Source organism: Plantibacter sp. CFBP 8798, from assembly GCF_014841195.1.
Lineage (GTDB): Bacteria > Actinomycetota > Actinomycetes > Actinomycetales > Microbacteriaceae > Plantibacter > Plantibacter auratus.
On the sequence record NZ_JACYTS010000002.1, the window covers coordinates 1067745 to 1093109 of the forward strand.

Genomic DNA, 25365 nt, shown 5'->3' on the forward strand with positions numbered 1-25365 from the left:
ATGACGGGACGCGTCAGTTGTTGCGGTATGCCGCGGTCTGCATGTTCGCCTCCGCTTCTGCGACGACGGGGTCTGGTGCGGTGGAGCGGTCGCCGCCGGTGGCGGCGTGACCCCGGGTCTCGTCGACCCGCGCGTGGGTCGCCTGGACACCGCGCGGCACGACGGCGCGCTGCAGCAGCGAGAAGACGCCCTCGAGGAGGAGGGCGAGCACGATGATGATGATCGAGCCGGCGAGCATCTGCGCATAGTCGCGTACCGGGAGGCCGTCGAGGATGTAGCGACCGAGACCGGGGCCGTTGGTGAGGAACGCGACGACGGTGGCGGTCGCGATCGTCTGCAGGACCGCCGAGCGCACGCCACCGATCATGAGTGGCAGGGCGAGCGGGATCTCCACCTTGCCGAGGATCTGCCACTCGTTCATCCCGACCGCACGCGCGGCGTCGATGGTCTGGCGGTCGATCGACTCGACCCCGCCGTACGCGCCGGCCAGGACTGGCGGGACGGCGAGCACGACGAGGGCCGTGATCGCGGGGACGAGACTCGTGCTGGAGAAGCCCCACCCGAGCGTGATGAGCGCGAGGAGTGAGAGCAGACCGAGGGTCGGCAGCGCCCGGAGCGCGCCGGTGATCGCGACCGCGATCTCCCGTCCCTTCCCGGTGTGCCCGATGAGGAGCCCGAGCGGGATCGCGATGACGCACGCGATGAGGACGGTCAGGCCGGTCACGGCCAGGTGCTGGAGCACCCGCACGGGGATGCCGCCTGGGCCCTCCCAGTGCGCGGGGTCGAAGATCCAGGCGAAGGCGGCGAGGAAGTTGATCATGCTGCTCCTCCCCCGGCGGTCGCCAGCTCACGGGCTTCGGTGGCCGCGCGACGACGACGGATCGCGCCTTTCGAGCTGATCCGCGTCCACGGCATGAGGAGTCGGCCGAGGAGCACCAGCAGGACGTCGAACACGATCGCGATCACGACCGTCCCGACGATGCCGGTCAGGATCTCGATCGGGAACTGCCGGTTGTAGCCGTCGGTGAAGAGGTAGCCGAGGTTCGTGACGCCGATGAGGGCGCCGACGCTCAGCAGGCTGATCGTGCTCGCGGAGACCACCCGGATGCCGGCGAGCATGAGCGGACCCGCAAGCGGGAACTCGACCCTCCAGAACCGCTGGCCGGTGGAGAACCCCACGGCCTGTGCCGACTGCCGGACCCCGGCGTCGACGGCGTCGAGCGCGTCGGCGACCGTTCGGACGAGCAGGGCCACGGCGTAGATGGTGAGCGCGATCACGACGTTCGCCGGATCGAGGATCTTCGTGCCGATGAGGGACGGCATGAGGACGAACAGCGGGAGGGACGGGATCGCGTAGAGGATGCCGCTCAGTGTGAGCAGCACGCCTCGCGACCACCGGTACCGGTGTGCGAGCCAGCCGAGGGGGAGGGAGATGAGGAACCCCAGGATGATCGGGGGCAGGCTCAGCTGGACATGAGTGAGCGTGAGGTCCCAGATCATGTCCCAGTTCGCGATGACCCAGCTCATGTGGATGCGCCGTCCTTCCGGACGTCCAGGCCGGGGCGGTCGCCTGCGCCGGGCCAGGCTCCGAGGACGCCGGCGGGGCGGCCCGACTCGTCGACGACCACGTCGCGTCCGTCGACGCGCTCGACGTGGAGCGTCCGCTGGCCACGATCGGCGCCGATGAACTGGGCGACGAAGTCGTCGGCAGGGTTGGCGACGATCTCGGCCGGCGTGCCGACCTGGGCGATGTGGCCACCCTTCTGCAGGATGACGACCTGGTCGCCGAGGAGGAACGCCTCGTCGATGTCGTGGGTGACGAACACGATCGTCTTCGCGATGTCGCGCTGCAGTCGGAGCAGCTCCCGCTGGAGCTCGGCACGCACGAGCGGGTCGACGGCGCCGAACGGCTCGTCCATCAGCAGGATGTTCGGGTCGATCGCGAGGCCTCGTGCCACGCCGACGCGCTGCTGCTGGCCGCCGGACAACTGACTCGGGTACCGGTCGGCCAGCGCGCGGTCGAGTCCGACGGTGTCGAGGAGGGTGAGGGCGTCCGCCCGGGCCTGCTTCTTGTTGACGCCGGTGAGCATGGGCACCGTGGCCACGTTGTCGATCACGGTGCGGTGCGGGAGGAGACCGGAGTTCTGCATGACATAGCCGATGCGGCGACGGAGACGGACCGGGTCGACGGCGGAGACGACCTCGTCGTCGATGACGATGCGTCCCTCGCTCGGATCGACCATGCGGTTGATCATCCGCAGGAGCGTGGTCTTGCCGCAGCCTGAGGACCCGACGAAGACCGTGGTGGACCGCGACGGGATCGTGAGGGAGAAGTCGTCGACCGCGAGGGTGCCGTCGTCGAAGCGCTTGGAGACGTGTTCGAAGGAGATCATGCTGGACCGATGCCTCTTCTCTGCACGGCTGTTCGTGACAGGTCGTCTTCCAAGGGTCGTCGCCGCCGCGGTCGGTGGCTCGCTGAACGTCTCTCGGTCGGTGGTCCGAACCTACCGGAGGGCACTGACATCGCCCACCCCCTCGACACGTGTCGAAATACATGGCATGCGACGACGTGGGTGCGCCCGCGCACGTTCGCCGGCCGGCCGCCGTCGCTCAGGATCGGTCGACGCCCAACGCGGCGAGCGCCGCCGTGACGAGCTGCTGACCGTGCAGCTCCTGCTCGATCGCCGACCGGAGGCCGGCGTGGGCGACGGAGAACCCGACCGACCATCCGTCGTGCTCCGCCGGGCCGAGCGCGTCCGCCGCGACGACCGCCTCGACCGCCAGCACGTCCGCGAGGAGGGCGGTCGAGCGTTCCAGCAGTCGCAACGAGGTCCCGGCGAAGGAGGCCGGGTCGTCCGAGTCCTCGTCCGGCACGCCGGCGGTGACGACCGGGGTCGCGAGCACGCGCAGTTCAGCGACGAGGTCCGCCGCCGACTGACCGAGCCGACCCGGTACGAGCCCGTGCCCGGTCCCCCGCGGGTCGACCCCGCCTCCGGTGATGCGTCCGAGCCGTCGCTCGGCGGCAGCAGCGGTGTGCGCGATGGCCGCGCGGAGCCCGTCGAAGGCGCGGGCGAGCCGCGCGCCATGCAGCAGCCCGCCCGTCCGCAGGACGCCCGACGCCTGATCGACGAGTGGATCCTCCGAAGCCGTTCCGAGCGTCGCTTCCACGAGCTGGACGGCCGCCGTGACCTCGTCGGCGAGCGCACCGTTGATCTGCGGGGTCGCCCGGAGCCGCAGTCCGTCCCGGTCCCGTCCGCCGCGCGCACCCTCCGGGCCGACCGGCGTCGCCAACAACTCGGAGATCCGCTCGCCGCTCGCCCGGGTGCCCGCCGACGGGCTGCCGGCGAGGACCCTCGCGTCGAACGCCGGTCCTCGCCCGCCGAGCCCGGACCGCGCAGCGGCCCTCGACGAGAGCGCGCTCGTGGTGTCCGCCAGTCGGCTGAGCGCGCCGAGCCGGTGGAGTGCGAGCGCACCGACGCCGAGGGAGTAGGCGTTGTGGTGGACGAACGCCAAGCCCTCGTGCACAGCGAGGTCGAGCGGTGCGAGCCCGACCCGCGACAGAGCGACCTGGGCGGAGAGCCGCTCACCCGCGAGGACCGCTTCCCCCTGCCCGATCACGAGCGTCGCGACGGACGCCAGGTGGGTCTCGTCGCCGTCGCCGAGGGAGCCGACGGACGGGATCACCGGGGTCACCCCACGGTTGAGGAGCTCCGCGACGAACACGGCCGTCTCGAGGCGGATCCCGGATGCGCCACGGGTCCATCCGGCGAGCCGGGCGGCGACCACCGCCCGAGCACGGTCCACTGAGAGCGGCAGTCCGATGCCGCCACGGCGGTCATGGACGACGCGCTCCTCCACCGCCGAGGCATCGAGCGTCGCGGTGCGCGGAGCCGCTCGTCCCCCGGCGGGACCAGGGATCCGTGGCCCCTGGGACCGAGGACCAGGCGCACCGACGCCGATCGGCGTCGTCTGCCGGTCGACGACGGCCCGGCCGGCGCCGATGCGGTCGAGCGCCGGGGTGTCGAGGACGACGATGGCGTCGTCGCGGGACACGGCCACGAGGTCGTCGACCGAGATCGGGCCGATGCCGAACACGACCGGGGCTCCCATCAGTGCGCGCCCGTCGATCGGTCGGCGGCGTTCGTCTGGTCTGCACTGTTGGACACGGGTCGCTCCATCCGCTCGTCATGGGCCGTGGTCCGGCCGGGATGGACGTCAGCGTACGAGCGCCTGGCGGCCGGTGCACGGTGTGTGTCGACGTGTGACAGCACACGGGGACGGTCGGTGCTCGGCGAGGTGTCCGTCGACCTCAGCGGTAGCGGCGGCCCTCGTCGCGGCGGTAGAGAGCGAGGACCACGACGGTCAGGACGAGGGTCCAGGCCAGGACGCCGACCCACGACCACCACGGCAACTCGCCACCCTGGACCGCCCAGACGACGAGCTCCCGGGTCTGGCGGCTCGGGAGGAACATCGACAGCCGGTCGAGCCACGGGGCGAAGAGGAACGGTGGGATGAACAGTCCGCCGGCGAAGGCCAGCGAGAACATGACCACCTGCACCACCGCGATCGCGGCCTTGCTGGGGAGGGCGTACCCGATCGCGGTGCCCAGGAGCATGAACGGCAGGGCACCCACCAGGAGCGCCACGATGCCACCGAGCAGTCCTGTCGGAGTCGTGGTGGCGGCGGTCAGGAGCGCACCGAGCACGACGACCGGTATGACGGCCGCGAACCCGAGGAGACCGACCGAGCACAGGTGCGAGAGGACACGGGCGACTCCTGTCACCGGAAGGGTGCGGAGGTACGGATCCCACGCCTGCTCCCTCGCCTGGGCGATGGTCAGGCCGAAGCCGAACAGGGAGTTGGCGAGCACCGCGAAGACGATCAGGGAGATGACGGCCTGGGTCGCGATGACCGGATCGCCGGCGACCTGCGCCTGCGGGACGACGAAGAACAGCAGCGAGAGCGCGGGGAAGACGAGCGAGCCGATCAGCGCGATCGGGACGCGTACGGTCTCGAGCAGGGAGTACCGCGCGTGCAGGGCGGTGAGCTGGAGTGTGGTGGCCATCAGGCGGCGCTCCGTTCGACGTCCGCCCGGGCATCCGCGATGAGGGTCAGGAACGCCTCCTCGAGGGTCGCTCCGCGCACGGCGAGATCGGTGAACGGGACCTCGGACCGGACGAGATCGCGCACGAACGCGTCGGCGTCGCGGACGTCCAGTTCGACGGCGTCGCCGTCACGACTCGCCTGGACGACCCCGGCGAGCCGCTCCACCGCTCCGGGGTCTGTGGTCCGGAGCCGTACCCGGTGGATGCCGACGAGCCCGAGCACGTCGCGCAGTGGGGCATCGGTGATGACCCGTCCACCCCCCAGCACCACGACGCGCTCGGCGAGCGCTTCGATCTCCTCGAGGTAGTGACTGGTGAGGACGATCGTCGCCCCGAGCTCGTGTTGCCGGCGGATCGCGTCCCAGAGGGTCCGGCGGGCGTCGACGTCGAGGCCCGTCGTCGGCTCGTCGAGGAGCACGAGACGCGGTCTGCCGACGAACGCGAGTGCGACCGCGAGGCGGCGCTGCTGGCCGCCCGAGAGCGAGCCCGTCTGGCGTCGGAGGAGGTCGCCGAAACCGAACTGCTCCGCCAGGGCGGCCGTCGGCACGCGGTCTGCGAAGTGCCGTCCGACGAAGTCGACGACCTCTCCCGCCCGGAGCGTGGGCGGCAGTGCCGTCTCCTGCGGTGTCGATCCGAGCCTGGTGCGGTTGACCGCTTGGGCGGGATCGCCGCCGAAGAGCGTCACCGTGCCGGTCGTCGGACGTCGGGTGCCCTGCAGCAGGGAGAGCACCGTGGACTTGCCGGCGCCGTTGGGGCCGAGGAGCCCGACGAGCGAGCCCGGCTCGATGCTGAGGTCGACGTCGTCCAGCGCGATCACCTCGCCGTAGCGTCGTGTCACGCCCTCGAGGGTGGCCAGTGATGTGATCGTCATGATGTCCCCGTTCCCGACGCGCCGCCGAGCATCGCTCGGAGGCCGGTCATGTAGTCCTCGAACGCGCGGCGCCCGAGCGTGGTGAGTTCCAGGTAGGTGACCGGGGTGCGTCCCCGGTGGGTCTTCGTGACGAGGACGTAGGCGCCGTCCTCGAGTTTCCGCAGGTGTGTGGACAGGTTCCCGGCGGTCATGTCGAGCATCTCCTGCAGGCGGGGGAACGACATGCTGCTGTCCGCATCGATCGCCGCGAGCGTCGACATGATGCGCAGGCGGGCCTGGGCATGGATGAGGGGGTCGAGTTCGTCCATCGGTCACGCCGCCGATCGGTGGGCACGCCGACGGCGGGTCGCCTCGAGGAAGGTCGCGTACACGAGGAACCCACCTCCGCCGGCGATGGCCATGATGAGCGCGTTGCCAGGCGAGCCGAAGAACGGCGCGGCCATGCCGACCACGATGATCCAGATGCCCATGCCGTACATGAGGCGGTCGCGCCAGACTGCTCCACCTGCGAGGTACAGCAGACCGACCACGAGGCTGTAGATGGCCGGGTAGAAGATGGCGGCGAGTGCGGGTGCCATCCCGGCAGCGAACAGAGCGCCGCCGAACACCGCCGCTGCCGTGCACCCGATCGCCCAGGCGATGCCGTACATGGTCCCCTGCACCTGCTGTGCTCCCTGGATCCCGCGAGACACGCGGGAGCCGATGATCGACGACGAGACGATGCCGCCAACCATCAGGATCCCGAAGAGCCACCCGGCGACCGCCGGCGGGGTGGTGAACCAGGGGTTCTCGTCGCTCGCGGACCAGAGCGCGAGGAACCCGACGGTCCACGCGACACCCCAGATGTACACGATCGCGATGGTGGGCCTCGTGAAGATGTCGTCGACACGGCTCGCCTGTCGCTCCTGCAGAGCGAGCATGGCGGCCGGGTCGAGCGCATCCGAGCCGTCGGTGGGTTCCATCGGTGAAGTCATATCTACTTTGTAACGCAAACCACTCTGCTAAGCAACCCTGTTTGCCATACAGCGTTCAGACCTGCCCGCTTCACGCCGAGGTGCCACAGCCCGACTGCCCTTCGACAGGCTCAGGGACCGGGTTCATCCGGCCGCCCCTCTCCCACCCACCCTTCGACAAGCTCAGGGACCGGATCATCTCCGGCGAACCTCTCCCGGTCACTGAGCCTGTCGAAGTGCCCACGAGGACGGCTCATCATCCCTGGCACACCTCTCCCGGTCACTGCGCTTGTCGAAGTGCCCACGAGGACCCACCCCCTTCGACAGGCTCAGTGCGGCGCAGCTCAGAGACCGGCGGGCGTCAGAACGGTGCGGGGTCCGGTTCGGTCCGGTGGCGTTTCCCGTCAGGTGTCGTCCACTCGAGAACCCCGCCCGGTTTGTGGTCGAGGTTCCACCCGGGGAGGTGCTTCATCCGGTGGTGATGTCGACAGAGACAGGCGAGGTTCCCGACATCTGTCGTCCCGCCGTCGTCCCACGCGACCGAGTGGTCGAGGTCGCAGGCCCGGGCTCGCCTGCCGCAGCCTGGTGCGCGACAGGTGCCGTCCCGCAAGCGGACCGCGCGCTGCAGGTCAGCCGGGACCCGGTATTGATTCCGCCCGACGGAGAGGACGGCGCCGGTTTCCGGCTGGACGAGGATCCTGGTGAAGCTTGGTGCGTTCACCGCGATGCGAGCCGCGGTCTCGGGGTCGATCGGGCCGTACCCGTCGAGCATCGCCGGGGCATCGCTCACGCCCGCCATGCTGAGCGCCGGCACCGTGATCTGCACCGTCGGCTTGATGTGCTCCTGCACCTCGATCGGATGCGGAAGCACCGGGCTCGACATCACGTCCTCGGGCGTGACGCCGGTGAGCGCGAGTGCTGCGAGGGCGTCGGCCTGCAGCTGGGCGCAGGTGCGGGTGTAGCCAGCTGCGCGAGATTCCGAGGCCGCTGCTTCGACGCGCTCGATGATGCCCTGGGCGATGGGTGCGGTGGTGAAGAGGTGCACCCATGCCATGCCGTCGGCTTCGGGTTCGAACGCGACCCGGCGGTCGGCTTCGGAGCGGGTTGCACGTGCGGTGATCGACTCGGGGTGGAGTCGCTCGCGCAGCACGCGGGCGCTCGTGCGGAGGCCAGCGGCCGTGGTGCGCTCGGCGACGACGAGGACGCGGTCGAGGAACACCGCCCGTCCAGCAGCAGGGACGTCGCAGAGCTGGTCGGTGATCACCTGCGCATGCCGCGCCGAGATGTGGCCGGCCTCCAGCGACGCCAGCACGGCCGGTGCGTCATTCACCAGACGTTCGGCGTCGTTCGTCGCAAGCTGGACCGTCCGCTCCGGCATCCGGGTCGCCATCGCGAGGGCCGCACACGTCGACCGGCGTGAGAGCGCCTGACGTTCAGCCGGCGGGAAGATCGCCGGGACCGTGGCGTCCGCGAACGCGTCGGCGTAGGCGGCGGAGCGGGCCAGGAGGCGCGCCTTCCGTGCGTCCAGGACGGCCTGTTGCCGGTGGAGCTCGGCCCACTGGTCCGAGAACTCCGCCAGCTGCGCGGCGTATTCGTCGCCGACGCGGATCGCGGCTGGCGTGGTCTCGGTCATGGAACAAGTTCATCATGGACCACTGACATTCCAGATGCCGAGTCGAAGTGACTGTGGAAGTTTCCTCGTGCGCCCTTCGACAAGCTCAGGGACCGAAGGAGGTTACTCAGGGACCGGAGGAAGGGTTCGCCGCATCAAGAGGCCCGGAGCGGCAGCACGACCGGTCCAGCCCGATACGATGGAGGGCTGATGTCCGACCTCCGAATCTCCTACCCGCCCGAGCTGCCCGTCAGTGCCGCCCGCGCGGACATCACGCGTGCCATCAGCGAGCACCAGGTCGTCATCGTCGCGGGAGCGACGGGTTCCGGCAAGACCACTCAGCTGCCGAAGATCTGCCTCGAGCTCGGTCGCGAATCCATCGGGCACACGCAGCCCCGACGACTGGCCGCGCGCACGATCGCCGAACGCATCTCGGAGGAACTCGGCCAGGAGCTCGGTGGCGTCGTCGGCTACCAGGTCCGGTTCACCGATCAGGCGTCGAAGGCGACGAAGATCAAGCTGATGACCGACGGCATCCTGCTGAACGAGATCCACCGCGACCGGATGCTGCGCAAGTACGACACGATCATCATCGACGAGGCACACGAGCGCAGCCTCAACATCGACTTCCTGCTCGGCTACCTCAAGCAGCTCCTCCCCCAGCGCCCTGACCTCAAGGTCATCATCACGTCCGCGACGATCGACCCGGAGAGCTTCTCGAAGCACTTCGACGGAGCGCCCATCGTCGAGGTCTCCGGCCGCACGTACCCGGTCGAGATCCGCTACCGGCCGCTCGTGGCCGACGAGCCCACGGACGACGATGAGGACGCCCCCGAGTCCGAGGCCGCCGACCGCGACTACCTCGAAGGCATCAACACCGCCCTCGACGAGCTGGCGCGCGAGTCGATGGGCGACGTCCTCGTCTTCCTGTCCGGTGAGACGGAGATCCGCGACGCCACCGACGCCATCCGCGGGCGCAACCTGCCCGGCACCGAGGTGCTGCCGCTCTACGGCCGGCTCTCCTCCGCCGACCAGCACCGCGTGTTCCAGCCGTCGACCGTGGCAGGCCTCCGCAGGCGCATCATCCTCGCGACGAACGTGGCCGAGACGAGCCTCACGGTGCCCGGGATCAAGTACGTCATCGACGCCGGAACCGCCCGCATCTCGCGCTACAGCGTGCGGTCCAAGGTGCAGCGGCTCCCCATCGAGGCGATCTCGCAGGCGTCGGCGAACCAGCGTTCGGGTCGATCCGGCCGCACGAGCGACGGCATCGCCATCCGGCTCTACTCGGAGGACGACTTCGCGAAGCGCCCGGAGTTCACCGAACCGGAGATCCTCCGAACGAATCTCGCCGCGGTGATCCTCCAGATGATCTCCCTCGGCCTCGGCGACATCGCCGCCTTCCCCTTCCTCCAACCGCCGGACGCCCGCGGTATCAAGGACGGCGTCGATCTGCTGTCCGAACTCGGCGCGATCGAGACCCGCACCTTCGCCGACGGCTCACCTCGCGGCGGCGGTCCACGTCTCACGCGGGTGGGGCGCGACCTCAGCCGCCTGCCGATCGATCCGCGGTTCGCGCGCATGGTCGTGGAGTCGAAGCAGCACGGGGTGTCGCGGGAGGTGCTCGCGATCGTCGCGGCGCTCACCATCCAGGACCCACGCGAACGACCGCTCGAGCACCGGCAGAAGGCCGACGAACTGCACCGCCGGTTCGTCGACCCCACGAGCGACTTCCTCGCCCTCCTGAACCTCTGGAACTACCTCGAGGAGAAACAGGACGAGCTGTCGTCGAGCGCGTTCCGTCGGCTCTGCAAGAACGAGTTCCTCAACTACCTCCGCGTCCGCGAATGGCACGACGTCTACCGCCAGCTGCGCCAGCTCGCGAAGCCCCTCGGCCTGACGATCAACGAGCCGGCGGTGAACCCCGACGGCATCCACAAGTCGCTCCTCGCGGGGCTCCTCTCGCACATCGGACTGAAGGACCAGACCGTCGCTCCGGTCGTGAAGGGCCGGAACGCTCCACCGGCGACGAAGACCGCGAAGAAGGGCGACTACATCGGCGCCCGCCAGACGCGCTTCGTCCTCTTCCCCGGGTCCGCGCTCGCGAAGAAGCAGCCGAACGCCGTGATGAGCGCGGAACTCGTGGAGACGAGTCGGCTGTTCGCCCGCACCAACGCCTCGATCGACCCGGCGTGGGCGGAACAGATCGCCGGCGACCTCTGCAAGCGCTCGTACAGCGAGCCGCACTGGGAGAAGAACCAGGGCTCCGCCGTCGCCTTCGAGAAGGTGACCCTCTTCGGCGTGCCGATCGTGCCGCGCCGCCGGGTGCAGTTCGGTCGCATCGACCAGGAGCAGGCCCGCGAACTGTTCCTGCGGCACGCGCTCGTCGACGGCGAGTGGACCCACGACATCGGTCGCGACAAACTGTTCGACTTCCACCGCGCGAACCGACGGCTGCGCAAGGAGCTGAGTGAGCTCGAGGAGCGGACGCGACGCCGCGACATCCTCTTCGACGACGAAGCCGTCTTCGACTTCTACGACGCCCGCGTCCCTGCCGAGATCTCGACGACGCGGGGCTTCGAGTCCTGGTGGCGCAAGACGCGCGTCGACCAGCCCGAGCTGCTCACGATGCGCCAGGAGGACCTCCTTCCCGAGGACGCTCCGGCGGTGGATGAGGACCGCTTCCCCGCCGAGTGGGTGCAGGCCGACCAGCGGTTGAAGCTCAGCTATCGTTTCGAGCCCGGAAGCGACGACGACGGCGTGACGGTCATCGTCCCGCTCGCCCTGCTCGACCGGCTCTCGCCCGCGGGCTTCGACTGGCAGGTCCCCGGTCTCCGTCGGGACCTCATCACGGCGATGATCAAAGCGCTCCCGAAGGCCCTGCGTCGAAACATCGTGCCTGCGGCCGACTGGGCGGCGAAGCTGCTCGCCGAGCTCCCCGCCGACGTCCCGGCGGTCGCCCCCGGCAGTCCGGCCGCCGAGGACTCGTTCGCCACCCGTCTCGCGAACGCGATCAAGCGGCTCTCCTACATGGACATCACCGCCTCGGACTTCGAGATGGAACGCGTCCCCGAGCACCTGCTCGTGACCTTCCGGGTCATCGACGAGCGCGGCCGGACGCTCGCCGGCGGCAAGGACCTCGTCGAGCTGCAGCAGCGCCTCAAGCAGCGCACGCGGGCGAGCGTCGCCAAGGTCGCGGCCGCCAGAGTGCCCAACGCCATCGAGCGCTCCGGGTTCACCAGGTGGGACTTCGACGACCTCCCCCGCTTCATCGACATCCGCCAAGAGGACGGCGTGATCCGCGGCTACCCCGCGATCGTCGACGACGGCACGAGCGTGTCGATCCGGATCATGAGCACGGAGGCCGACCAGGCCCGCGCCATGCCCGCGGGGGTGCGCCGCCTCCTCCTGCTCGCGATCCCGTCCCCGACGGCCTACGTGCAGCAGCACCTCAAGGCCAACGAGAAGCTCGCGCTCGCGACGAGCCCCTACCGGTCGACGCCGGCGTTGTTCGAGGACTGCCTCGCCGCCTGCATCGACGACGTCCTGTTCCGTGTGGTGCCCGACGGACAGGTGTTCTCCCGACTGCAGTACGAGACGCTGCGCGACCGCGTGTCCGCCTCGGTCATGGACCGGATGTTCCAGACGGTCGCCATCGTCGCCCGCATCCTGCAGGCCGCGCGCGACACGGAGAAGGCCATGAAGGCGGCGACGAGCATGACGCTGCTCGCGGCGCTCACCGACATGCGGGGCCAGCTCGACGGACTGGTCTTCCCGGGCTTCGTCTCCCGGACGGGCTCAGCACGACTCGAACATCTGCCCCGCTACCTCGCCGGCATCCGTTACCGCGCCGAGCGACTGACGGACAACCCGAACCGCGACCGGGTGTGGATGACGGAGGCGCAGACGGCGTCGGCGCGGTTCGAGGCCGCCGGCGGCACGATCCCACTGCCCGCCGAGGCTCCGGAGCACCTCGTGAAGGCCCGGTGGATGCTCGAGGAGCTCCGGATCAGCCTGTTCGCCCAGCAGCTGGGCACGGCCGAGTCGGTGTCGTTGCAGCGCCTGCAGAAGGTCCTCGCGGGCTAGCGATCCCCGGTCCCTGAGCTTGTCGAAGGGCGCATCTCGACAAGCTCGATGTCCGGAGTCGGTGATTCAGGCCCCGGGTCCTGTCGCCACCGGACGCTCCGGGTGGTTCGCCCACTCGCTCCATGACCCCGGGTACAGCACCGGTTCGAAGCCGGCCAGGGTGAGTGCGACCGCGTTGTGCGCCGCGGTCACCCCGCTGCCGCAGTAGGTCGCGACCGTCGCGTCCTCAGGCACGCCCGCGGCGAGGAACTGCTCGCGGAGGGTCTCAGGCGACAGGAATCGGCCGTCTGCGCCGACGTTGGCGGTCGTCGGTGTGCTGAGCGCTCCGGGGATGTGACCGGCCCGAGGGTCGATCGGTTCGACCTCGCCCCGGTACCGTTCGCCCGCACGCGCGTCGAGCAGCACCCGTCCTTCGCCCGCCCACGTCGCGGCGGTGTCGATGTCGATGGTCGGCAGGACACCCGTCGTCAACGTGACCGTCCCGGGTTCCGGGACGACCTCGCCGCGCTCCACGGGCAGTCCGGCGTCCGTCCACGCCCGGAACGCGCCGTCGAGGATGCGGACGTCCGCGATGCCGGCGTTCCGCAGCACCCACCAGGCTCGTGCCGCCGACAGGCTCTTGAGATCGTCGTAGACCACGACCACGTCGCCGTCGTCGACGCCCCACGATCGCGCGGAGGCCTGAAGCGCCTCGCGATCGGGCAGGGGGTGGCGGCCTCGGACGGCCGGTACTCCGGGCGGCACGTGGTCGGCCAGCTCGTGGTCGAGGTCGACGTACACCGCGCCGGGCAGGTGCCCCTCGAGGTAGGCGGGCCGTCCGTCCGGTGCGTCGAGTCGCCACCGCACGTCCAGGACGCGCACCGGCGTCTCGGAGGCGATCACAGCGGCGAGGTCGTCCGGGGCGATGAGGATGGGCATGCGTCCAGCGTACGCACGCGAGGTCGACGCGACCCACGCCCGACCGCTCGGTCGCCGTCACACCGGGTAACAGAGTTGCAGCTCCGGCCGGATGAGCGAAACGTAGCCTGTGCAGCGTCCACCGAATCGGCGTTGCAGCAGTCGTCCACAGCCGTTCGAAGGATCCCCCGTGAGCTCAGTCCACCCGGCAGCCGCCTCCGTGACCGCCTTGCCGTCCCCCGTCGATGGTGGCGAGGTCGCCCCCGGTTTCGCCTCCCTGTCCCCCGACGACTTCAAAGCGGCGTTCCGTCAGCACCCGGCCGGCGTCTCGGTCATCACCGCGGACGACGGCAGCGGGCCGGTGGGACTCACCGCCACCTCGGTCTTCTCCGTCAGTGCAGAACCGCCGCTCCTCGTCTTCTCCGTGTCGTCGCTGTCCTCGAGCGCGCCGACCATCACCGCGTCCGACACCGTCGTCGTCCACCTCCTGGGTTCCGAGCAACTGCACATCGCGAAGCTCTGCGCGACGAGTGGGATCGACCGTTTCGCCGACACCTCCATCTGGGACCGCCTGCCCACGGGCGAGCCGTACTTCACGGGCAACGGCGTCTGGATCCGCGGACGCATCGTCAACCGCATGGAGGCGGGCACCTCGACGGTCATCGCGGTGCACGCGCTGGAGTCGAGCGTCTCGCAGCTGCAAGCGGCCGAGGAGCCGGTCCGGGCCGAGCCTGCCGCCGAGGCGCCCGCTCCCGCCGTCCCGACATTCAGCCCCAGCTTCGACGGCGCGCCGCTCGTCTACCACAACCGCACCTGGCACCGTCTCGACGCGAACTCGCAGATCGACGGCTGAGCGGCCTGCTGCTGGACATCTGTGCACTCCAACCCGCCGTCGGTCCACCGATCTCCGGATAGCGTGGTGACATCACCATCGTCGAGAGGACCCTCATGGCTGGATCGAAAGCCCGCACCGCCGCACGTCTGCTGCTCGGAGGCGCACTCGTGTTCGCCGGCATCAGCCACCTGACCTTCGCTCGGAAGGACTTCCAGGCGCAGGTGCCGGAATGGGTGCCGATCGACGAGGACACCACCGTGCTCGCTTCGGGCGTCGTCGAGATCGCGCTGGGTGCGGCACTCGCCTCAGGCGTGAAGCGGACGGCCGTCGGCAACCTCGCTGCGGCGTTCTTCACCGCGATCTTCCCGGGCAACCTCTCCCAGTGGCTCAACCGCCGCGACGCCTTCGGTCTCGACACCGACAGCCGCCGGTTCACCCGGCTCTTCTTCCAGCCCGTGCTCATCGCCTGGGCCCTCTGGTCCACCCGCCGCTGACCACCAGCCGTCGCTGAGTCGCCCGAATCTGCGCGTTTCCGCGTCGGATTCGAACATCCTCGGGCGAGTCAGCGGCGCACGGCGGATCGCCAGGTAGGGTCGAGGACACCAGAGCCACAGGGAGAACGATGCTGACGACCGAAGCGACCATGGACGAGCTGCTCGTCGCCGAATCCGTCGAGACGCCGAGCGCCGGACGCAACGGTGTCGTGAGTCTCGTCTCACTCGTCGTCATCCTCACGATCGTGGTCACCGCGATCGCGGCGCTCTTCCTCCCGGTCGTCCAGGGCGCGACGGCGTTCTTCTACTTCTTCCTGGCCGGCTTCGGTGGCCTCGGCGGCTGATGCCGCTACACGCTGAACGCCTGAGGGCCGGATGGAATCGTGGATTCCATCCGGCCCTCAGGCGTTCAGCGCAGCGACTAGAAGTCCCAGTCCTCGTCTTCCGTGACCACGGCCTTGCCGATCACGTAGGAGGAGCCGGAGCCCGAGAAGAAGTCGTGGTTCTCATCGGCGTTCGGGGAGAGCGCCGACAGGATCGCCGGGTTCACGTCCGTGACCGTCTTCGGGAACATGGCCTCGTAGCCGAGGTTCATGAGCGCCTTGTTGGCGTTGTAGTGCAGGAACTTCTTGACGTCCTCGGTGAGACCGACCTCGTCGTAGAGGTCCTGCGTGTACTGCACCTCGTTGTCGTAGAGCTCGTAGAGCAGCGAGAACGTGTAGTCCTTGACGTCGTCGCGCTCAGCCTGCGTCAGCTTCTCGAGTCCCTTCTGGAACTTGTAGCCGATGTAGTACCCGTGCACGGCCTCATCGCGGATGATCAGGCGGATCATGTCGGCCGTGTTGGTGAGCTTCGCGCGGCTCGACCAGTGCATGGGCAGGTAGAAGCCCGAGTAGAAGAGGAAGGACTCGAGGAGGGTCGAGGCGGCCTTCCGCTTCAGCGGGTCGTCGCCGTGGTAGCGGTCGAGGACGATGGACGCCTTCTTCTGCAGGTTCGGGTTCTCGACCGACCAGCGGAACGCCTCGTCGATCTCCTTCGTGCTGCTGAGCGTGGAGAAGATCGAGGAGTAGCTCTTCGCGTGCACCGACTCCATGAACGCGATGTTCGTGTAGACGGCCTCCTCGTGCGGGGTGATCGCATCGGGGATGAGGGCGACGGCGCCGACGGTGCCCTGGATCGTGTCGAGGAGCGTGAGGCCCGTGAACACGCGCATGGTGAGCTGCTGCTCCTGCGGCGTCAGGGTGTTCCACGACTGGACGTCGTTCGACAGCGGGATCTTCTCGGGCAGCCAGAAGTTGTTGACGAGGCGGTTCCAGACCTCGACGTCCTTCTCGTCCTCGATCTTGTTCCAGTTGATCGCCTGGACGCGGTCGACCAGCTTGAGCTTCTCTGACATGAATTGGTGTCCTCTATCGGGAAGTGGGGTTGGCCCTTCGACAGGCTCAGGGACCGGTGATGCTGATGGCCCTCGACGGACCGGTGATACGAATGAGCCTCCGACAGGCTCAGGGACCGGAAACCCGGTCACTGAGCCTGTCGAAGTGCGGATGGCGAAGCGCGAAGCTCCTTAGAGCATGCAGCTGACGCAGCCGTCGACTTCCGTGCCCTCGAGCGCGAGCTGCCGGAGACGGATGTAGTAGATGGTCTTGATGCCCTTCTTCCACGCGTAGATCTGCGCCTTGTTGATGTCGCGCGTGGTGGCGGTGTCCTTGAAGAACAGCGTCAACGACAGCCCCTGGTCGACGTGCTGCGTCGCGGCGGCGTACGTGTCGATGATCTTCTCGGCACCGATCTCGTAGGCGTCCTCGTAGTACTCCAGGTTGTCGTTCGTCATGAACGGAGCCGGGTAGTACACGCGACCGAGCTTGCCTTCCTTGCGGATCTCGATCTTCGACGCGATCGGGTGGATCGACGACGTGGAGTTGTTGATGTAGGAGATCGAACCGGTCGGCGGGACGGCCTGGAGGTTCTGGTTGTAGATGCCGTACTCCTGGATGGACGCCTTGAGGGCCGTCCAGTCCGCCTGCGTCGGGATCTGCACGCCGGCCTGCTCGAAGAGCTCGCGGCCACGAGCCGTCTCAGGCTCCCAGACCTGGTCGATGTACTTGTCGAAGAACTCACCCGACGCGTACTGCGAGTCGGCGAAACCGTCGAAGGTCTCCCCGCGCTCCTTGGCGATGAGGTTCGAGGCGCGCAGCGCGTGGAACACCACCGTGTAGAAGTAGATGTTCGTGAAGTCGATGCCCTCGGGGCTGCCGTAGTGCACGCGCTCGCGGGCGAGGTAGCCGTGGAGGTTCATCTGGCCGAGGCCGATGGCGTGCGACTTGTCGTTGCCGTCCTCGATCGAACGCACCGAGGAGATGTGGCTCTGGTCGGACACGGAGGTGAGGCCGCGGATGGCGGTCTCGACCGTGCGACCGAAGTCGGGCGAGTCCATCGTGAGCGCGATGTTCAGCGAGCCGAGGTTGCAGGAGATGTCCTTGCCGATCTCCTTGTACGAGAGGTCCTCGTTGTAGGTGGTCGGCGTGTTGACCTGGAGGATCTCCGAGCAGAGGTTCGACATGTTGATGCGGCCCTTGATGGGGTTCGCCTTGTTCACCGTGTCTTCGAACACGATGTACGGGTAGCCGGACTCGAACTGGATCTCCGCGATGGTCTGGAAGAACTCGCGGGCGTTGATCTTCGTCTTCTTGATGCGGGAGTCGTCGACCATCTCGTGGTACTTCTCGCTCACCGAGATGTCGCCGAAGGGCACACCGTAGACGCGCTCGACGTCGTACGGGGAGAACAGGTACATGTCCTCGCCCTTCTTCGCGAGGTCGAAGGTGATGTCGGGGACGACGACGCCGAGGGACAGCGTCTTGATCCGGATCTTCTCGTCGGCGTTCTCACGCTTGGTGTCGAGGAATCGCAGGATGTCGGGGTGGTGTGCGTTGAGGTACACCGCGCCGGCGCCCTGACGCGCGCCGAGCTGGTTCGCGTAGCTGAAGGAGTCCTCGAGGAGCTTCATCACGGGGATGATGCCGCTCGACTGGTTCTCGATCTGCTTGATCGGTGCACCGGACTCACGGATGTTCGACAGCGAGAGCGCCACGCCGCCGCCACGCTTCGAGAGCTGGAGCGCGGAGTTGATGCCACGGGCGATCGACTCCATGTTGTCCTCGATGCGGAGGAGGAAGCAGGAGACGAGCTCGCCTCGCTGGGCCTTGCCCGAGTTGAGGAAGGTGGGCGTCGCGGGCTGGAACCGACCCGCGATGATCTCCTCGACGAGCGCGACCGCGAGCTGCTGGTCGCCGTCGGCGAGACCGAGGGCGGTCATGACGACGCGGTCCTCGAACCGCTCGAGGTAGCGCTTGCCGTCGAAGGTCTTCAGCGTGTACGAGGTGTAGTACTTGAACGCGCCGAGGAAGGTCTGGAAGCGGAACTTCTTCGAGTAGGCCAGGTCGTTGAGCTCCTGGATGAAGTCGAACGAGTACTTGTCGAGCACTGCCTGCTCGTAGTACTCCTTCTCGACGAGGTAGTCGAGCCGTTCCTTCAGCGAGTGGAAGAAGACGGTGTTCTGGTTGACGTGCTGGAGGAAGTACTCCCGCGCGGCCTCACGGTCCTTGTCGAACTGGATCTCGCCGTTCGGGCCGTAGAGGTTGAGCATCGCGTTGAGCGAGTGGTAGTCCATCTGGCTCGTCGACGGTGCGTCGATCACTGAAACTGGCGCTGCTGCCAAAATGATTCCAATCCATTGTGGACGGTGGTGACATCGTCCTGGGTTCCGAAGAGTTCGAAGCGGTACAGGTGCGGGACCTTGCATTTGCTGGCGATCACGTCGCCGGCGAGCCCGTAGGCTTCGCCGAAGTTCGTGTTGCCGGCGGCGATGACCCCGCGGATCAGGGAGCGGTTGGCCTCGACGTTGAGGAACCGGATCACCTGTTTGGGCACCGCTCCGTCGCCGTTGCCCCCGCCGTAGGTGGGGGTCACGAGGACGTAGGGTGCCGTGGCGTGCACGGCTTCGTCTTTCGCATACAGCGGGATCTGCAACGAGGGCAGGTCGAGCTTCTGCATGAAGCGATGCGTGTTGCCGGAAATGCTGGAGAAGTAGATCAGCCGTGGTTGCACGGGTGGCCTCCTCGTCGACGTCCGGACGGTCGGATGGTGCGGTGCTGCTGGAGCCGGCTCATGATGACGCCTGCGACCGTGGGCTCAAGCCAGACGTGCGGCGAGCTCTTCGATCTTGTCGGGACGGAAGCCCGACCAGTGGTCTTCCTCGGTGATGACGACCGGTGCCTGCAGGTAGCCGAGGGCCTTGACCTGCTCGAGCGCGTTCTCGTCGACCGAGAGGTCGAGGATGTTGTACTCGATGCCCTTGTTGTCGAGTGCGCGGTACGTCGCGGTGCACTGCACGCAACTGGGCTTCGTGTAGACCGTGATTGCCATAGCTCTTCGTGCCTTCCCCTCAAAATCTGGTGATTCCCGCGGCGTCCTGCGCCGGGGTTCCAATACTACATATAGATGGCGGTCTTCAGGTCGACCACAAGGGCTAGTAGTTACAGCCCTGTAGTTTTCCACCGGGTTCTCCACCGTTTCGGGCGAGTTATCCACCGGTTCTCCACTGGGTACAGCGCCCGTGGGCGACGCGAAAATCCCGGATTGACGGCCTTTTCTCCCCCGTCTGAGGGATATCTATCCACAGGCGAGATTCTCCTCCGCACCTCCGACATCCGTTGTCGGTTTGGGCGTGTCGCGGGCGTGTCGCGCGTGTCGGAGCCGGTCCCTAGACTGGTGTCCTTGTGAGCAGCTACCGTGACCTTCTTCGTACCCCCGGCGTCGCCCGGATCATCGCGGCGCAGCTCACCGCACGCTTCCCGTTCGGGATGCTCTCGCTGGCCTTCCTGCTCCACATCGAGCAGGTCACCGGGTCCTACGGGGCCGCCGGGCTCGTCCTCGCCGCGACGAGCATCGGGCAGGCGATCGCCGGCCCCCTCACGAGCCGGTGGATGGGCGTCTGGGGCATCCGCAAGGTGCTCCTCCTCACCCTCGCGGTCTGTGCCGTCTCCGTCACGACCATCGCCCTCGTCACCATGACCGTCCCCGCGTACATGGCGATCGGATTCGTCGCCGGGCTGAGCACGCCGCCCGTCCAGCCCGCGGTCCGCACCATCTACCCGAAGCTCGTCACCTCCCAGCAGCTCACCCCGTTGTTCTCCCTCGACGCCTCGGCCCAGGAGATCATCTGGGTGCTCGGGCCCGTCGTGACCACCTTCGTGTCCACCCAGGTCGGCACGGTCTGGGGCATCGCCCTGGCAGCGGTGATCATGGTCGTCGGCTGCCTGTGGTTCATCTCCTCACCGGAGGTCGGGCGCGTCCGCATCCCGAGGAGCCGTCGCAAACTCGGACAGGTGCTCAAGCGCCCGCCGGTCCTCCTCGCCACCGTCGTCGGCTTCCTCCTCATCGGCGCCTGTTCGGCCGTCGAGGCGGGCGTCGTCGCGACCTTCGGGCACGACGGCCTCGAGGCCGGTATCGTCCTGGCGATCTTCTCGGTCGGCTCGCTGGCCGGCGGCCTCGCCCTCGGACACACGCCGATCGGTCCCTACGCGCTGGCGCGGCGGATCTTCATCGTCTTCGCCGGACTCGCCGTCGCGAGCCTCTTCCTCAACGCCTGGTGGCTGTCGGTCACCCTCTTCGTCGCCGGTATCGGCATCGCGCCGGCCCTCGCCGTGTTGTTCGCCATCGTCTCGGCGAGTGTGAAGTTCAGCGACACCGCCGAGGCCTACGGCTGGGTCGGCACCGGTCAGCTCATCGGTGCCGCGATGGGGTCGGCGGCGGCAGGTTTCCTCATCGACGGCTCCGGAGCGGTCGGCGCGTTCTGGGTGGCCGGCGTGTTCGCGCTGTTCGGCTTCGTCATCCCGTGGATCGGTCACCGGTGGCACCCCGACCTCCGCGGCCGCGATGCGAGCCCGATCCCCGACACCGAGCCGATCAACACCCACCCGTCCTGAGCCGCGCCGCTTCAGTCGGCGGCGCGCAGCGGCGCGAGGGCCCCGTCGAGTGCGGCCAGTTCGCCCAGCAGCATCGGGAGCATGGTCGTCTGGCGGTCGTTGGGCGTGAACACCCCATCGGCGATCTGCCGTGAAACGTACGGGATCTCAACGTTCGCACCGGTACTGACGAGGCCGAGTGCCTGCAGGACGGGTCGAAGCGCGACGACGCCGCGGGTTCCGCCCGACAGCCCGCCGTAGCTGACGATCCCGACCGGCTTCCGCGCCCACTCGTGCATGAGGTAGTCGAGCGCGTTCTTGAGGGCGGGCGCGTAGCTGTAGTTGTACTCGGGCGTCACGAACACGAAGGCGTCCGTGCGATCGACCCGCTCGCCCCAGGCGATCGTGTGCGGGTGGACGTAGGCGCGCTTCCGCGGGTGCGCGGGCTCGTCCATGAACGGCAACGCCAGCTCCCGGAGATCGACCGCGTCGACGGTGAACCGCTCGTCCGCCTCGGCCACACCCGCGACCCAGTCGGCGACGGCACCGCCCACCCGCTCGGGACGGACACTCCCGGTGACGATCATGAGTTGCGGCATGGGCTCCCTTTCGACGGTGACGGTGGCCCTGTCGAGGATACTGGTGCCATGGCAGACAGCACCCCGACCGTCCTCCTCAACGACGGGCACACGATCCCCCAGCTCGGCTTCGGCGTCTACAAGGTCCCGGACCTCGCCAGCACCGAGATCGTGCAGACGGCGCTGGAGGTCGGGTACCGCCACATCGACACCGCCTCGCTGTACGGCAACGAGCGCGGCACCGGCGTCGCGATCCGCGAGTCGGGCATCCCCCGCGACGAGCTCTTCGTCACGACGAAGGTCTGGAACACCGATCAGGGGTACGAGGAGACGCTGCGCGCGTTCGACACGAGCCTGGACCTCCTCGGCCTCGACCACGTCGACCTGTACCTCATCCACTGGCCGGCCCCGGGGCAGGACCGCTACCGCGAGACCTGGCGCGCGCTCGAGCGGTTGCGGGCCGAGGGACGTACGCGCTCCATCGGCGTCTCGAACTTCCACCGCAGCCATCTCGAACGACTCCTGGAGTCGGCGGAGGTCACCCCGGCCGTCAACCAGATCGAACTCCACCCGTTCCTCCCCCAGCGGGAGTTGCGCGCCGTCAACGCGGCACACGGCATCGCGACGGAGGCCTGGTCACCACTCGCCCGCGGCCGCTTCTTCGCGCCCGCCGCGGACGGATCCGACGCCACCTCCGACCTCGGGGCCATCGCCCAGAAGCACGGGCGCACGGTCGCGCAGGTCGTGCTGCGCTGGCACCTGCAGCTCGGCAACATCGTCATCCCCAAGTCGGCCACACCGGCGCGGATCTCGGAGAACTTCGCCGTGTTCGACTTCACCCTCGACGCCGACGACCTGGCCGCCATCTCGGCGCTCGAGAACGGCGAGCGCACCGGCACCGACCCGGACCGGCTCGACTGACGCGAGACCGTAGGCTGAACGCATGACCGAGCCCGTCGTCGACACCGCATCCAGCCTCGCCGCCCGCACGATCACGCCCGTGGAGCTCCCACGTCACCGCTGGGGTCGCCACGACGCGCCGGCTCGGGCGCTCGTGGTCCACGGACTCGGCAGCAACGGTCCGAGCACCTGGCGCATCTGCGCCGCCCTGGCCGATCGCGGTTGGCTCGTGGAGGCGGTCGACCTCCGCGGCCACGGCGTCGCCCCTCGTGCGTTGGACTACCGCGTCGAGGCCTACGCCGCCGATCTGCTGGCCACCAGGCCGACCCCCGTGCCCGGCGTCGGGCACGCCGCGTGGGACCTCGTCGTCGGACACTCGCTCGGAGGCGCCGCCACGGCGGTCGCCGCCGCAGCCGATCCCCGATGGGCGGCGGCGGTCGTGCTGCTCGACCCCGCCATCGCGCTCGACGACCACGACGCCGAGATCATCCGGGCCAGCCAGGAGGCCGCCTTCGCCGACAACACGATCGCATCGGTCCGCGCGAAGAACCCCGAGTGGCACCCACTCGACGTGGAGATCAAGGTCCAGGCGGTGTCCGAGGCGAGCCGGTGGGCGATCGAGCAGACGAGCGAACAGAACCATCCGTGGGACGTCCGCCCCGCAGCGGCCGCTCTGCGCAACCCGACCTTCGTGATCGCCTCCGACCCTGAGGTGTACAGCCTCTTCCGCGGCGCGCTCGCCGCCGAGGTCCTCGCCAACCGCCAGGTCAGCCTGACGATCGTCCAGGGCGCCGGTCACAACGTGCACCGGGACCGCCCGGCGGAGACCACGAAGGCCATCGGCGATTGGGCCGAGCTGCAACTCGAACAGCGGTCGCGTCGCGAGACCTGATCGTGACCCGCTTCCCAGGGTCCCTGCACCTCCGCGGTGCGGCGGCTCCCTAGGGTGATGCCATGAAGCGCTCCGCAGTGACCCGCACCACCACCGTGTTCGTCTCCGCCGTCCTCGTCGGGCTCGTCCTCTCGGGCTGCTCGGCCGGGTCGAGCACCGAGGCCGGCAGCGACTCGCGAGCTGCGATGCCCGCGCCCGGCCAGGTCGCCGGCGACGCGCAGGTCGGTGTCGACGGCGCCGCCTCCCCCGACCTCACGCAACAGCAGGTGGTCACGACTGGTTCACTCACCGTCACCGCTGACGACCCGATCAGCACCGCGACGGACGCCACCCGGATCGTCACCGAGGCGGGCGGGCGCGTCGACAGCCGCGACGAGACTCCGGGCACCTCCGACCAGGCCGCGCAGGCGACCCTGACGGTCCGCATCCCCGCCGACGACTTCGACGACGTGCTCGCGCAGCTGCAGGCGCTCGGCACGGTGAACAACCTCTCCGTGTCCGCGGTGGACGTCACGGCACAGGCAGCCGACCTCGACGCGCGGGTCACAGCCCTCCAGGCCTCGGTCGACCGACTGCTCGGACTCATGGCGGCTTCGACCACGACGGCCGACCTCCTCGCCGCCGAGACCAGCCTGTCCCAGCGGCAGGCGGAACTGGACGGGCTCGTCGCCCAGCGCGACGCGCTCGCCGATCAGGTCGACTTCTCCTCCGTGTTCGTGAGCTTCGTGGCCCCAGGCTCGGTCGCGCCGGGTGTGCCCACCGACTTCTGGGGCGGCGTGGTCGCCGGGTGGAACGCGCTCGTCGCCGCTGCCTCGGGACTGGTCGTCGTGGTCGGCGTCCTGGTGCCGTGGCTGCTCCCCCTCGCGGTCGTCGCCGCGGTCGTGGTGCTCCTCGTCAGGTCGGGCCGTCGGCGCGCTGCTCGCCGCTCGCAGACACCTGCCACCTCGGCCGGGCCCGATGCGACAATGGACCGGTGACCGCTCAAGCGCAGCACCACCCGTCCGATCGATCGTTCGACCCCGCCTCGATCCTCAGTGACGGGCTCGTCGAGCGCATCCGCGAACGTGCCGCCGTGGCGGACCGCGAGAACGCCTTCTTCGACGAGGACCTCGCCGAGCTGCGAGCGTGCGGCTATCTCCGGGCGTTCGTCCCCGCGGAGTTCGGCGGTCTCGACCTCGGCCTCGGCGAGGTCACGCTGCTCCAATCCCGGCTCGCCACCGCCGCCCCGGCGACCGCCCTCGCGATCAACATGCACCTCGTGTGGACGGGTGTCGCGCGACTGCTCCACACCCGAGGAGACGACTCGCTCCGCTTCGTCCTCGAGGGAGCTGCCGGGGACGAGCTCTACGCGTTCGGGGTGAGCGAGGCTGGCAACGACCTCGTGCTCTTCGGATCCGACACCGAAGCCCGTCCGGGCCCCGACGGTTCCTATCGGTTCCACGGCCGGAAGATCTTCACCTCGCTGTCGCCCGCGTGGACCTGGCTGGGGACGACCGGGCTCGACACGACCTCGGCCGACGGTCCGAAGGTGGTCTACGGGTTCATCGAGCGCTCGCGCGGCGGGTTCGAGATCCTCGACGACTGGGACACCGTCGGGATGCGCGCCAGCCAGAGCAGGACGACCTTGCTCCAGGGCGCCGAGTCGACGGCGGAGCACATCGTCCGACGCCTCGACCCGGGGCCCAACCCGGACCCCATCGTCTTCGGGATCTTCGCCTGCTTCGAGACCCTCATCGCCGCCGTGTACACGGGCATCGGCGAACGCGCCCTCCGACTCGCGGTCGAGACCGCCCACCGGAAGACGTCGAAGAAGGCCGGTGGCGCGAGCTACGCGGCGGACCCCGACATCCGCCGTCGGATCGCCTCGGCCGCCATCGCGTACGACGGCATGCTGCCACAGCTCGCCGGCATCGCCCGGGACCTCGACGACGGGGTCGACCATGGCGCGCTCTGGTTCCCGAAACTCGTCGGGCTCAAGGTCCGCGCGACGGAGACCGCCCGCGAGGTCGTGGACCAGGCGATCCGGGTCGCCGGCGGCGGCAGCTACTTCGCCGCGAGCGAATTGGGCCGGCTGTACCGCGACGTCCTCGCCGGGATGTTCCATCCCTCCGACGACGAGTCCGCCCACGCCACGGTCGCGAACGCCTGGCTCGGACCGGCCTGACCGCTCTGC

24 protein-coding genes are annotated in these 25365 nt (G+C 68.8%); 9 read left to right on the forward strand and 15 right to left on the reverse strand.

The window, feature by feature from the left end; genetic code table 11:
- Window positions 1-13: 13 nt before the first annotated feature.
- From IFU30_RS12055 to IFU30_RS12095, 9 genes are all read right to left on the reverse strand, one after another.
- A complete protein-coding gene (locus IFU30_RS12055) occupies window positions 14-820 on the reverse strand; it encodes an ABC transporter permease (RefSeq protein WP_192005304.1) in 807 nt (268 codons plus the stop codon).
- On the reverse strand, window positions 817-1527 hold the full coding sequence (locus tag IFU30_RS12060) for an ABC transporter permease (RefSeq protein ID WP_079705429.1): 711 nt from the start codon (window positions 1525-1527) through the stop codon (window positions 817-819). The genes IFU30_RS12055 and IFU30_RS12060 overlap by 4 nt, the downstream gene beginning before the upstream one ends.
- Window positions 1524-2393 carry an ABC transporter ATP-binding protein gene (locus tag IFU30_RS12065; protein ID WP_192005305.1) on the reverse strand — a complete coding sequence of 290 codons (870 nt, stop codon included), beginning with the start codon at window positions 2391-2393 and terminating at the stop codon, window positions 1524-1526. The genes IFU30_RS12060 and IFU30_RS12065 overlap by 4 nt, the downstream gene beginning before the upstream one ends.
- Before the next feature lie 217 nt (window positions 2394-2610).
- Window positions 2611-4110: an aromatic amino acid lyase gene (locus IFU30_RS12070; RefSeq protein ID WP_192005306.1), complete on the reverse strand. Its 1500-nt coding sequence runs from the start codon at window positions 4108-4110 to the stop codon at window positions 2611-2613.
- 199 nt (window positions 4111-4309) lie between these two features.
- Window positions 4310-5065 (reverse strand): ABC transporter permease, encoded by a 756-nt coding sequence (locus tag IFU30_RS12075; RefSeq protein WP_137242035.1) that lies wholly within the window; start codon window positions 5063-5065, stop codon window positions 4310-4312.
- Entirely contained in the window at window positions 5065-5976 is a 912-nt protein-coding gene (locus IFU30_RS12080; protein ID WP_192005307.1) for an ABC transporter ATP-binding protein, read from the reverse strand. The genes IFU30_RS12075 and IFU30_RS12080 overlap by 1 nt, the downstream gene beginning before the upstream one ends.
- Window positions 5973-6284 (reverse strand): transcriptional regulator, encoded by a 312-nt coding sequence (locus IFU30_RS12085; RefSeq protein ID WP_064296516.1) that lies wholly within the window; start codon window positions 6282-6284, stop codon window positions 5973-5975. Before IFU30_RS12085 ends, IFU30_RS12080 begins: the two co-directional genes overlap by 4 nt.
- 3 nt (window positions 6285-6287) lie before the next feature.
- Window positions 6288-6950, reverse strand: coding sequence for a hypothetical protein (locus IFU30_RS12090; protein WP_124768930.1), 663 nt, complete (start codon window positions 6948-6950; stop codon window positions 6288-6290).
- Between the two features lie 340 nt (window positions 6951-7290).
- Window positions 7291-8562 carry an HNH endonuclease signature motif containing protein gene (locus IFU30_RS12095; RefSeq protein WP_192005308.1) on the reverse strand — a complete coding sequence of 424 codons (1272 nt, stop codon included), beginning with the start codon at window positions 8560-8562 and terminating at the stop codon, window positions 7291-7293.
- Window positions 8563-8751: 189 nt separating this feature from the next.
- Between IFU30_RS12095 and hrpA the strand changes: the two genes are divergently transcribed.
- Complete coding sequence (gene hrpA / locus IFU30_RS12100) at window positions 8752-12627, forward strand: ATP-dependent RNA helicase HrpA (protein WP_192005309.1); 3876 nt, start codon at window positions 8752-8754, stop codon at window positions 12625-12627.
- Window positions 12628-12693: 66 nt separating this feature from the next.
- On the opposite strand, the gene IFU30_RS12105 is transcribed toward hrpA, so the two are convergent.
- Window positions 12694-13545, reverse strand: coding sequence for a sulfurtransferase (locus IFU30_RS12105; RefSeq protein ID WP_192005310.1), 852 nt, complete (start codon window positions 13543-13545; stop codon window positions 12694-12696).
- A 208-nt stretch (window positions 13546-13753) separates the two neighbouring features.
- Here IFU30_RS12105 and IFU30_RS12110 point away from each other — a divergent pair, with 208 nt between their 5' ends.
- From IFU30_RS12110 to IFU30_RS12120, 3 genes are all read left to right on the forward strand, one after another.
- On the forward strand, window positions 13754-14377 hold the full coding sequence (locus IFU30_RS12110) for a flavin reductase family protein (protein ID WP_197977568.1): 624 nt from the start codon (window positions 13754-13756) through the stop codon (window positions 14375-14377).
- A gap of 95 nt (window positions 14378-14472) precedes the next feature.
- The gene (locus tag IFU30_RS12115; RefSeq protein WP_079705419.1) at window positions 14473-14853 is read left to right on the forward strand and encodes a DoxX family protein; all 381 of its coding nucleotides are present in this window, start codon (window positions 14473-14475) and stop codon (window positions 14851-14853) included.
- A gap of 128 nt (window positions 14854-14981) precedes the next feature.
- A complete protein-coding gene (locus tag IFU30_RS12120; RefSeq protein ID WP_191940724.1) occupies window positions 14982-15197 on the forward strand; it encodes a hypothetical protein in 216 nt (71 codons plus the stop codon).
- Between the two features lie 77 nt (window positions 15198-15274).
- On the opposite strand, the gene nrdF is transcribed toward IFU30_RS12120, so the two are convergent.
- From nrdF to nrdH, 4 genes are all read right to left on the reverse strand, one after another.
- Window positions 15275-16249, reverse strand: a complete 975-nt coding sequence (nrdF, locus tag IFU30_RS12125; protein ID WP_056007612.1) for a class 1b ribonucleoside-diphosphate reductase subunit beta — start codon at window positions 16247-16249, stop codon at window positions 15275-15277.
- A 171-nt stretch (window positions 16250-16420) separates the two neighbouring features.
- Window positions 16421-18526 carry a class 1b ribonucleoside-diphosphate reductase subunit alpha gene (gene nrdE / locus IFU30_RS12130; RefSeq protein ID WP_079706251.1) on the reverse strand — a complete coding sequence of 702 codons (2106 nt, stop codon included), beginning with the start codon at window positions 18524-18526 and terminating at the stop codon, window positions 16421-16423.
- Between the two features lie 23 nt (window positions 18527-18549).
- Window positions 18550-18963 carry a class Ib ribonucleoside-diphosphate reductase assembly flavoprotein NrdI gene (gene nrdI, locus IFU30_RS12135; protein WP_064296523.1) on the reverse strand — a complete coding sequence of 138 codons (414 nt, stop codon included), beginning with the start codon at window positions 18961-18963 and terminating at the stop codon, window positions 18550-18552.
- Window positions 18964-19047: 84 nt separating this feature from the next.
- The gene (nrdH, locus tag IFU30_RS12140; protein WP_056007615.1) at window positions 19048-19281 is read right to left on the reverse strand and encodes a glutaredoxin-like protein NrdH; all 234 of its coding nucleotides are present in this window, start codon (window positions 19279-19281) and stop codon (window positions 19048-19050) included.
- A 353-nt stretch (window positions 19282-19634) separates the two neighbouring features.
- On the opposite strand from nrdH, the gene IFU30_RS12145 reads away from it, so the two are divergent.
- On the forward strand, window positions 19635-20843 hold the full coding sequence (locus IFU30_RS12145) for an MFS transporter (RefSeq protein ID WP_192005311.1): 1209 nt from the start codon (window positions 19635-19637) through the stop codon (window positions 20841-20843).
- A gap of 11 nt (window positions 20844-20854) precedes the next feature.
- Here IFU30_RS12145 and IFU30_RS12150 read toward each other — a convergent pair whose 3' ends face one another.
- Complete coding sequence (locus IFU30_RS12150; protein WP_192005312.1) at window positions 20855-21421, reverse strand: NADPH-dependent FMN reductase; 567 nt, start codon at window positions 21419-21421, stop codon at window positions 20855-20857.
- Window positions 21422-21469: 48 nt separating this feature from the next.
- Here IFU30_RS12150 and IFU30_RS12155 point away from each other — a divergent pair, with 48 nt between their 5' ends.
- The 4 genes from IFU30_RS12155 to IFU30_RS12170 all read left to right on the forward strand — a co-directional run bounded on the left by IFU30_RS12155 (window position 21470) and on the right by IFU30_RS12170 (window position 25356).
- Window positions 21470-22321, forward strand: a complete 852-nt coding sequence (locus IFU30_RS12155) for an aldo/keto reductase (protein WP_192005313.1) — start codon at window positions 21470-21472, stop codon at window positions 22319-22321.
- Between the two features lie 22 nt (window positions 22322-22343).
- Window positions 22344-23192, forward strand: coding sequence for an alpha/beta fold hydrolase (locus IFU30_RS12160; protein ID WP_191940715.1), 849 nt, complete (start codon window positions 22344-22346; stop codon window positions 23190-23192).
- Between the two features lie 62 nt (window positions 23193-23254).
- Window positions 23255-24169: a DUF4349 domain-containing protein gene (locus IFU30_RS20430; RefSeq protein ID WP_192005314.1), complete on the forward strand. Its 915-nt coding sequence runs from the start codon at window positions 23255-23257 to the stop codon at window positions 24167-24169.
- Window positions 24166-25356 (forward strand): acyl-CoA dehydrogenase family protein, encoded by a 1191-nt coding sequence (locus IFU30_RS12170; RefSeq protein WP_192005315.1) that lies wholly within the window; start codon window positions 24166-24168, stop codon window positions 25354-25356. The genes IFU30_RS20430 and IFU30_RS12170 overlap by 4 nt, the downstream gene beginning before the upstream one ends.
- Window positions 25357-25365 lie beyond the last annotated feature (9 nt).

Bases quoted from the DNA above. Each gene is read 5' to 3' on its own strand.
- nrdE (WP_079706251.1), bottom strand. From the start codon at position 18,526: ATGGACTACCACTCGCTCAACGCGATGCTCAACCTCTACGGCCCGAAC.
- IFU30_RS12065 (WP_192005305.1), bottom strand. From the start codon at position 2,393: ATGATCTCCTTCGAACACGTCTCCAAGCGCTTCGACGACGGCACCCTC.
- IFU30_RS12075 (WP_137242035.1), bottom strand. From the start codon at position 5,065: ATGGCCACCACACTCCAGCTCACCGCCCTGCACGCGCGGTACTCCCTG.
- IFU30_RS12150 (WP_192005312.1), bottom strand. From the start codon at position 21,421: ATGCCGCAACTCATGATCGTCACCGGGAGTGTCCGTCCCGAGCGGGTG.
- IFU30_RS12120 (WP_191940724.1), top strand. From the start codon at position 14,982: ATGCTGACGACCGAAGCGACCATGGACGAGCTGCTCGTCGCCGAATCC.
- IFU30_RS12055 (WP_192005304.1), bottom strand. From the start codon at position 820: ATGATCAACTTCCTCGCCGCCTTCGCCTGGATCTTCGACCCCGCGCAC.
- IFU30_RS12105 (WP_192005310.1), bottom strand. From the start codon at position 13,545: ATGCCCATCCTCATCGCCCCGGACGACCTCGCCGCTGTGATCGCCTCC.
- IFU30_RS12095 (WP_192005308.1), bottom strand. From the start codon at position 8,562: ATGACCGAGACCACGCCAGCCGCGATCCGCGTCGGCGACGAATACGCC.
- nrdF (WP_056007612.1), bottom strand. From the start codon at position 16,249: ATGTCAGAGAAGCTCAAGCTGGTCGACCGCGTCCAGGCGATCAACTGG.
- IFU30_RS20430 (WP_192005314.1), top strand. From the start codon at position 23,255: ATGAAGCGCTCCGCAGTGACCCGCACCACCACCGTGTTCGTCTCCGCC.
- IFU30_RS12155 (WP_192005313.1), top strand. From the start codon at position 21,470: ATGGCAGACAGCACCCCGACCGTCCTCCTCAACGACGGGCACACGATC.
- IFU30_RS12085 (WP_064296516.1), bottom strand. From the start codon at position 6,284: ATGGACGAACTCGACCCCCTCATCCATGCCCAGGCCCGCCTGCGCATC.
- nrdH (WP_056007615.1), bottom strand. From the start codon at position 19,281: ATGGCAATCACGGTCTACACGAAGCCCAGTTGCGTGCAGTGCACCGCG.
- IFU30_RS12070 (WP_192005306.1), bottom strand. From the start codon at position 4,110: ATGGGAGCCCCGGTCGTGTTCGGCATCGGCCCGATCTCGGTCGACGAC.
- hrpA (WP_192005309.1), top strand. From the start codon at position 8,752: ATGTCCGACCTCCGAATCTCCTACCCGCCCGAGCTGCCCGTCAGTGCC.
- IFU30_RS12090 (WP_124768930.1), bottom strand. From the start codon at position 6,950: ATGACTTCACCGATGGAACCCACCGACGGCTCGGATGCGCTCGACCCG.
- IFU30_RS12060 (WP_079705429.1), bottom strand. From the start codon at position 1,527: ATGAGCTGGGTCATCGCGAACTGGGACATGATCTGGGACCTCACGCTC.
- IFU30_RS12160 (WP_191940715.1), top strand. From the start codon at position 22,344: ATGACCGAGCCCGTCGTCGACACCGCATCCAGCCTCGCCGCCCGCACG.
- IFU30_RS12115 (WP_079705419.1), top strand. From the start codon at position 14,473: ATGGCTGGATCGAAAGCCCGCACCGCCGCACGTCTGCTGCTCGGAGGC.
- IFU30_RS12080 (WP_192005307.1), bottom strand. From the start codon at position 5,976: ATGACGATCACATCACTGGCCACCCTCGAGGGCGTGACACGACGCTAC.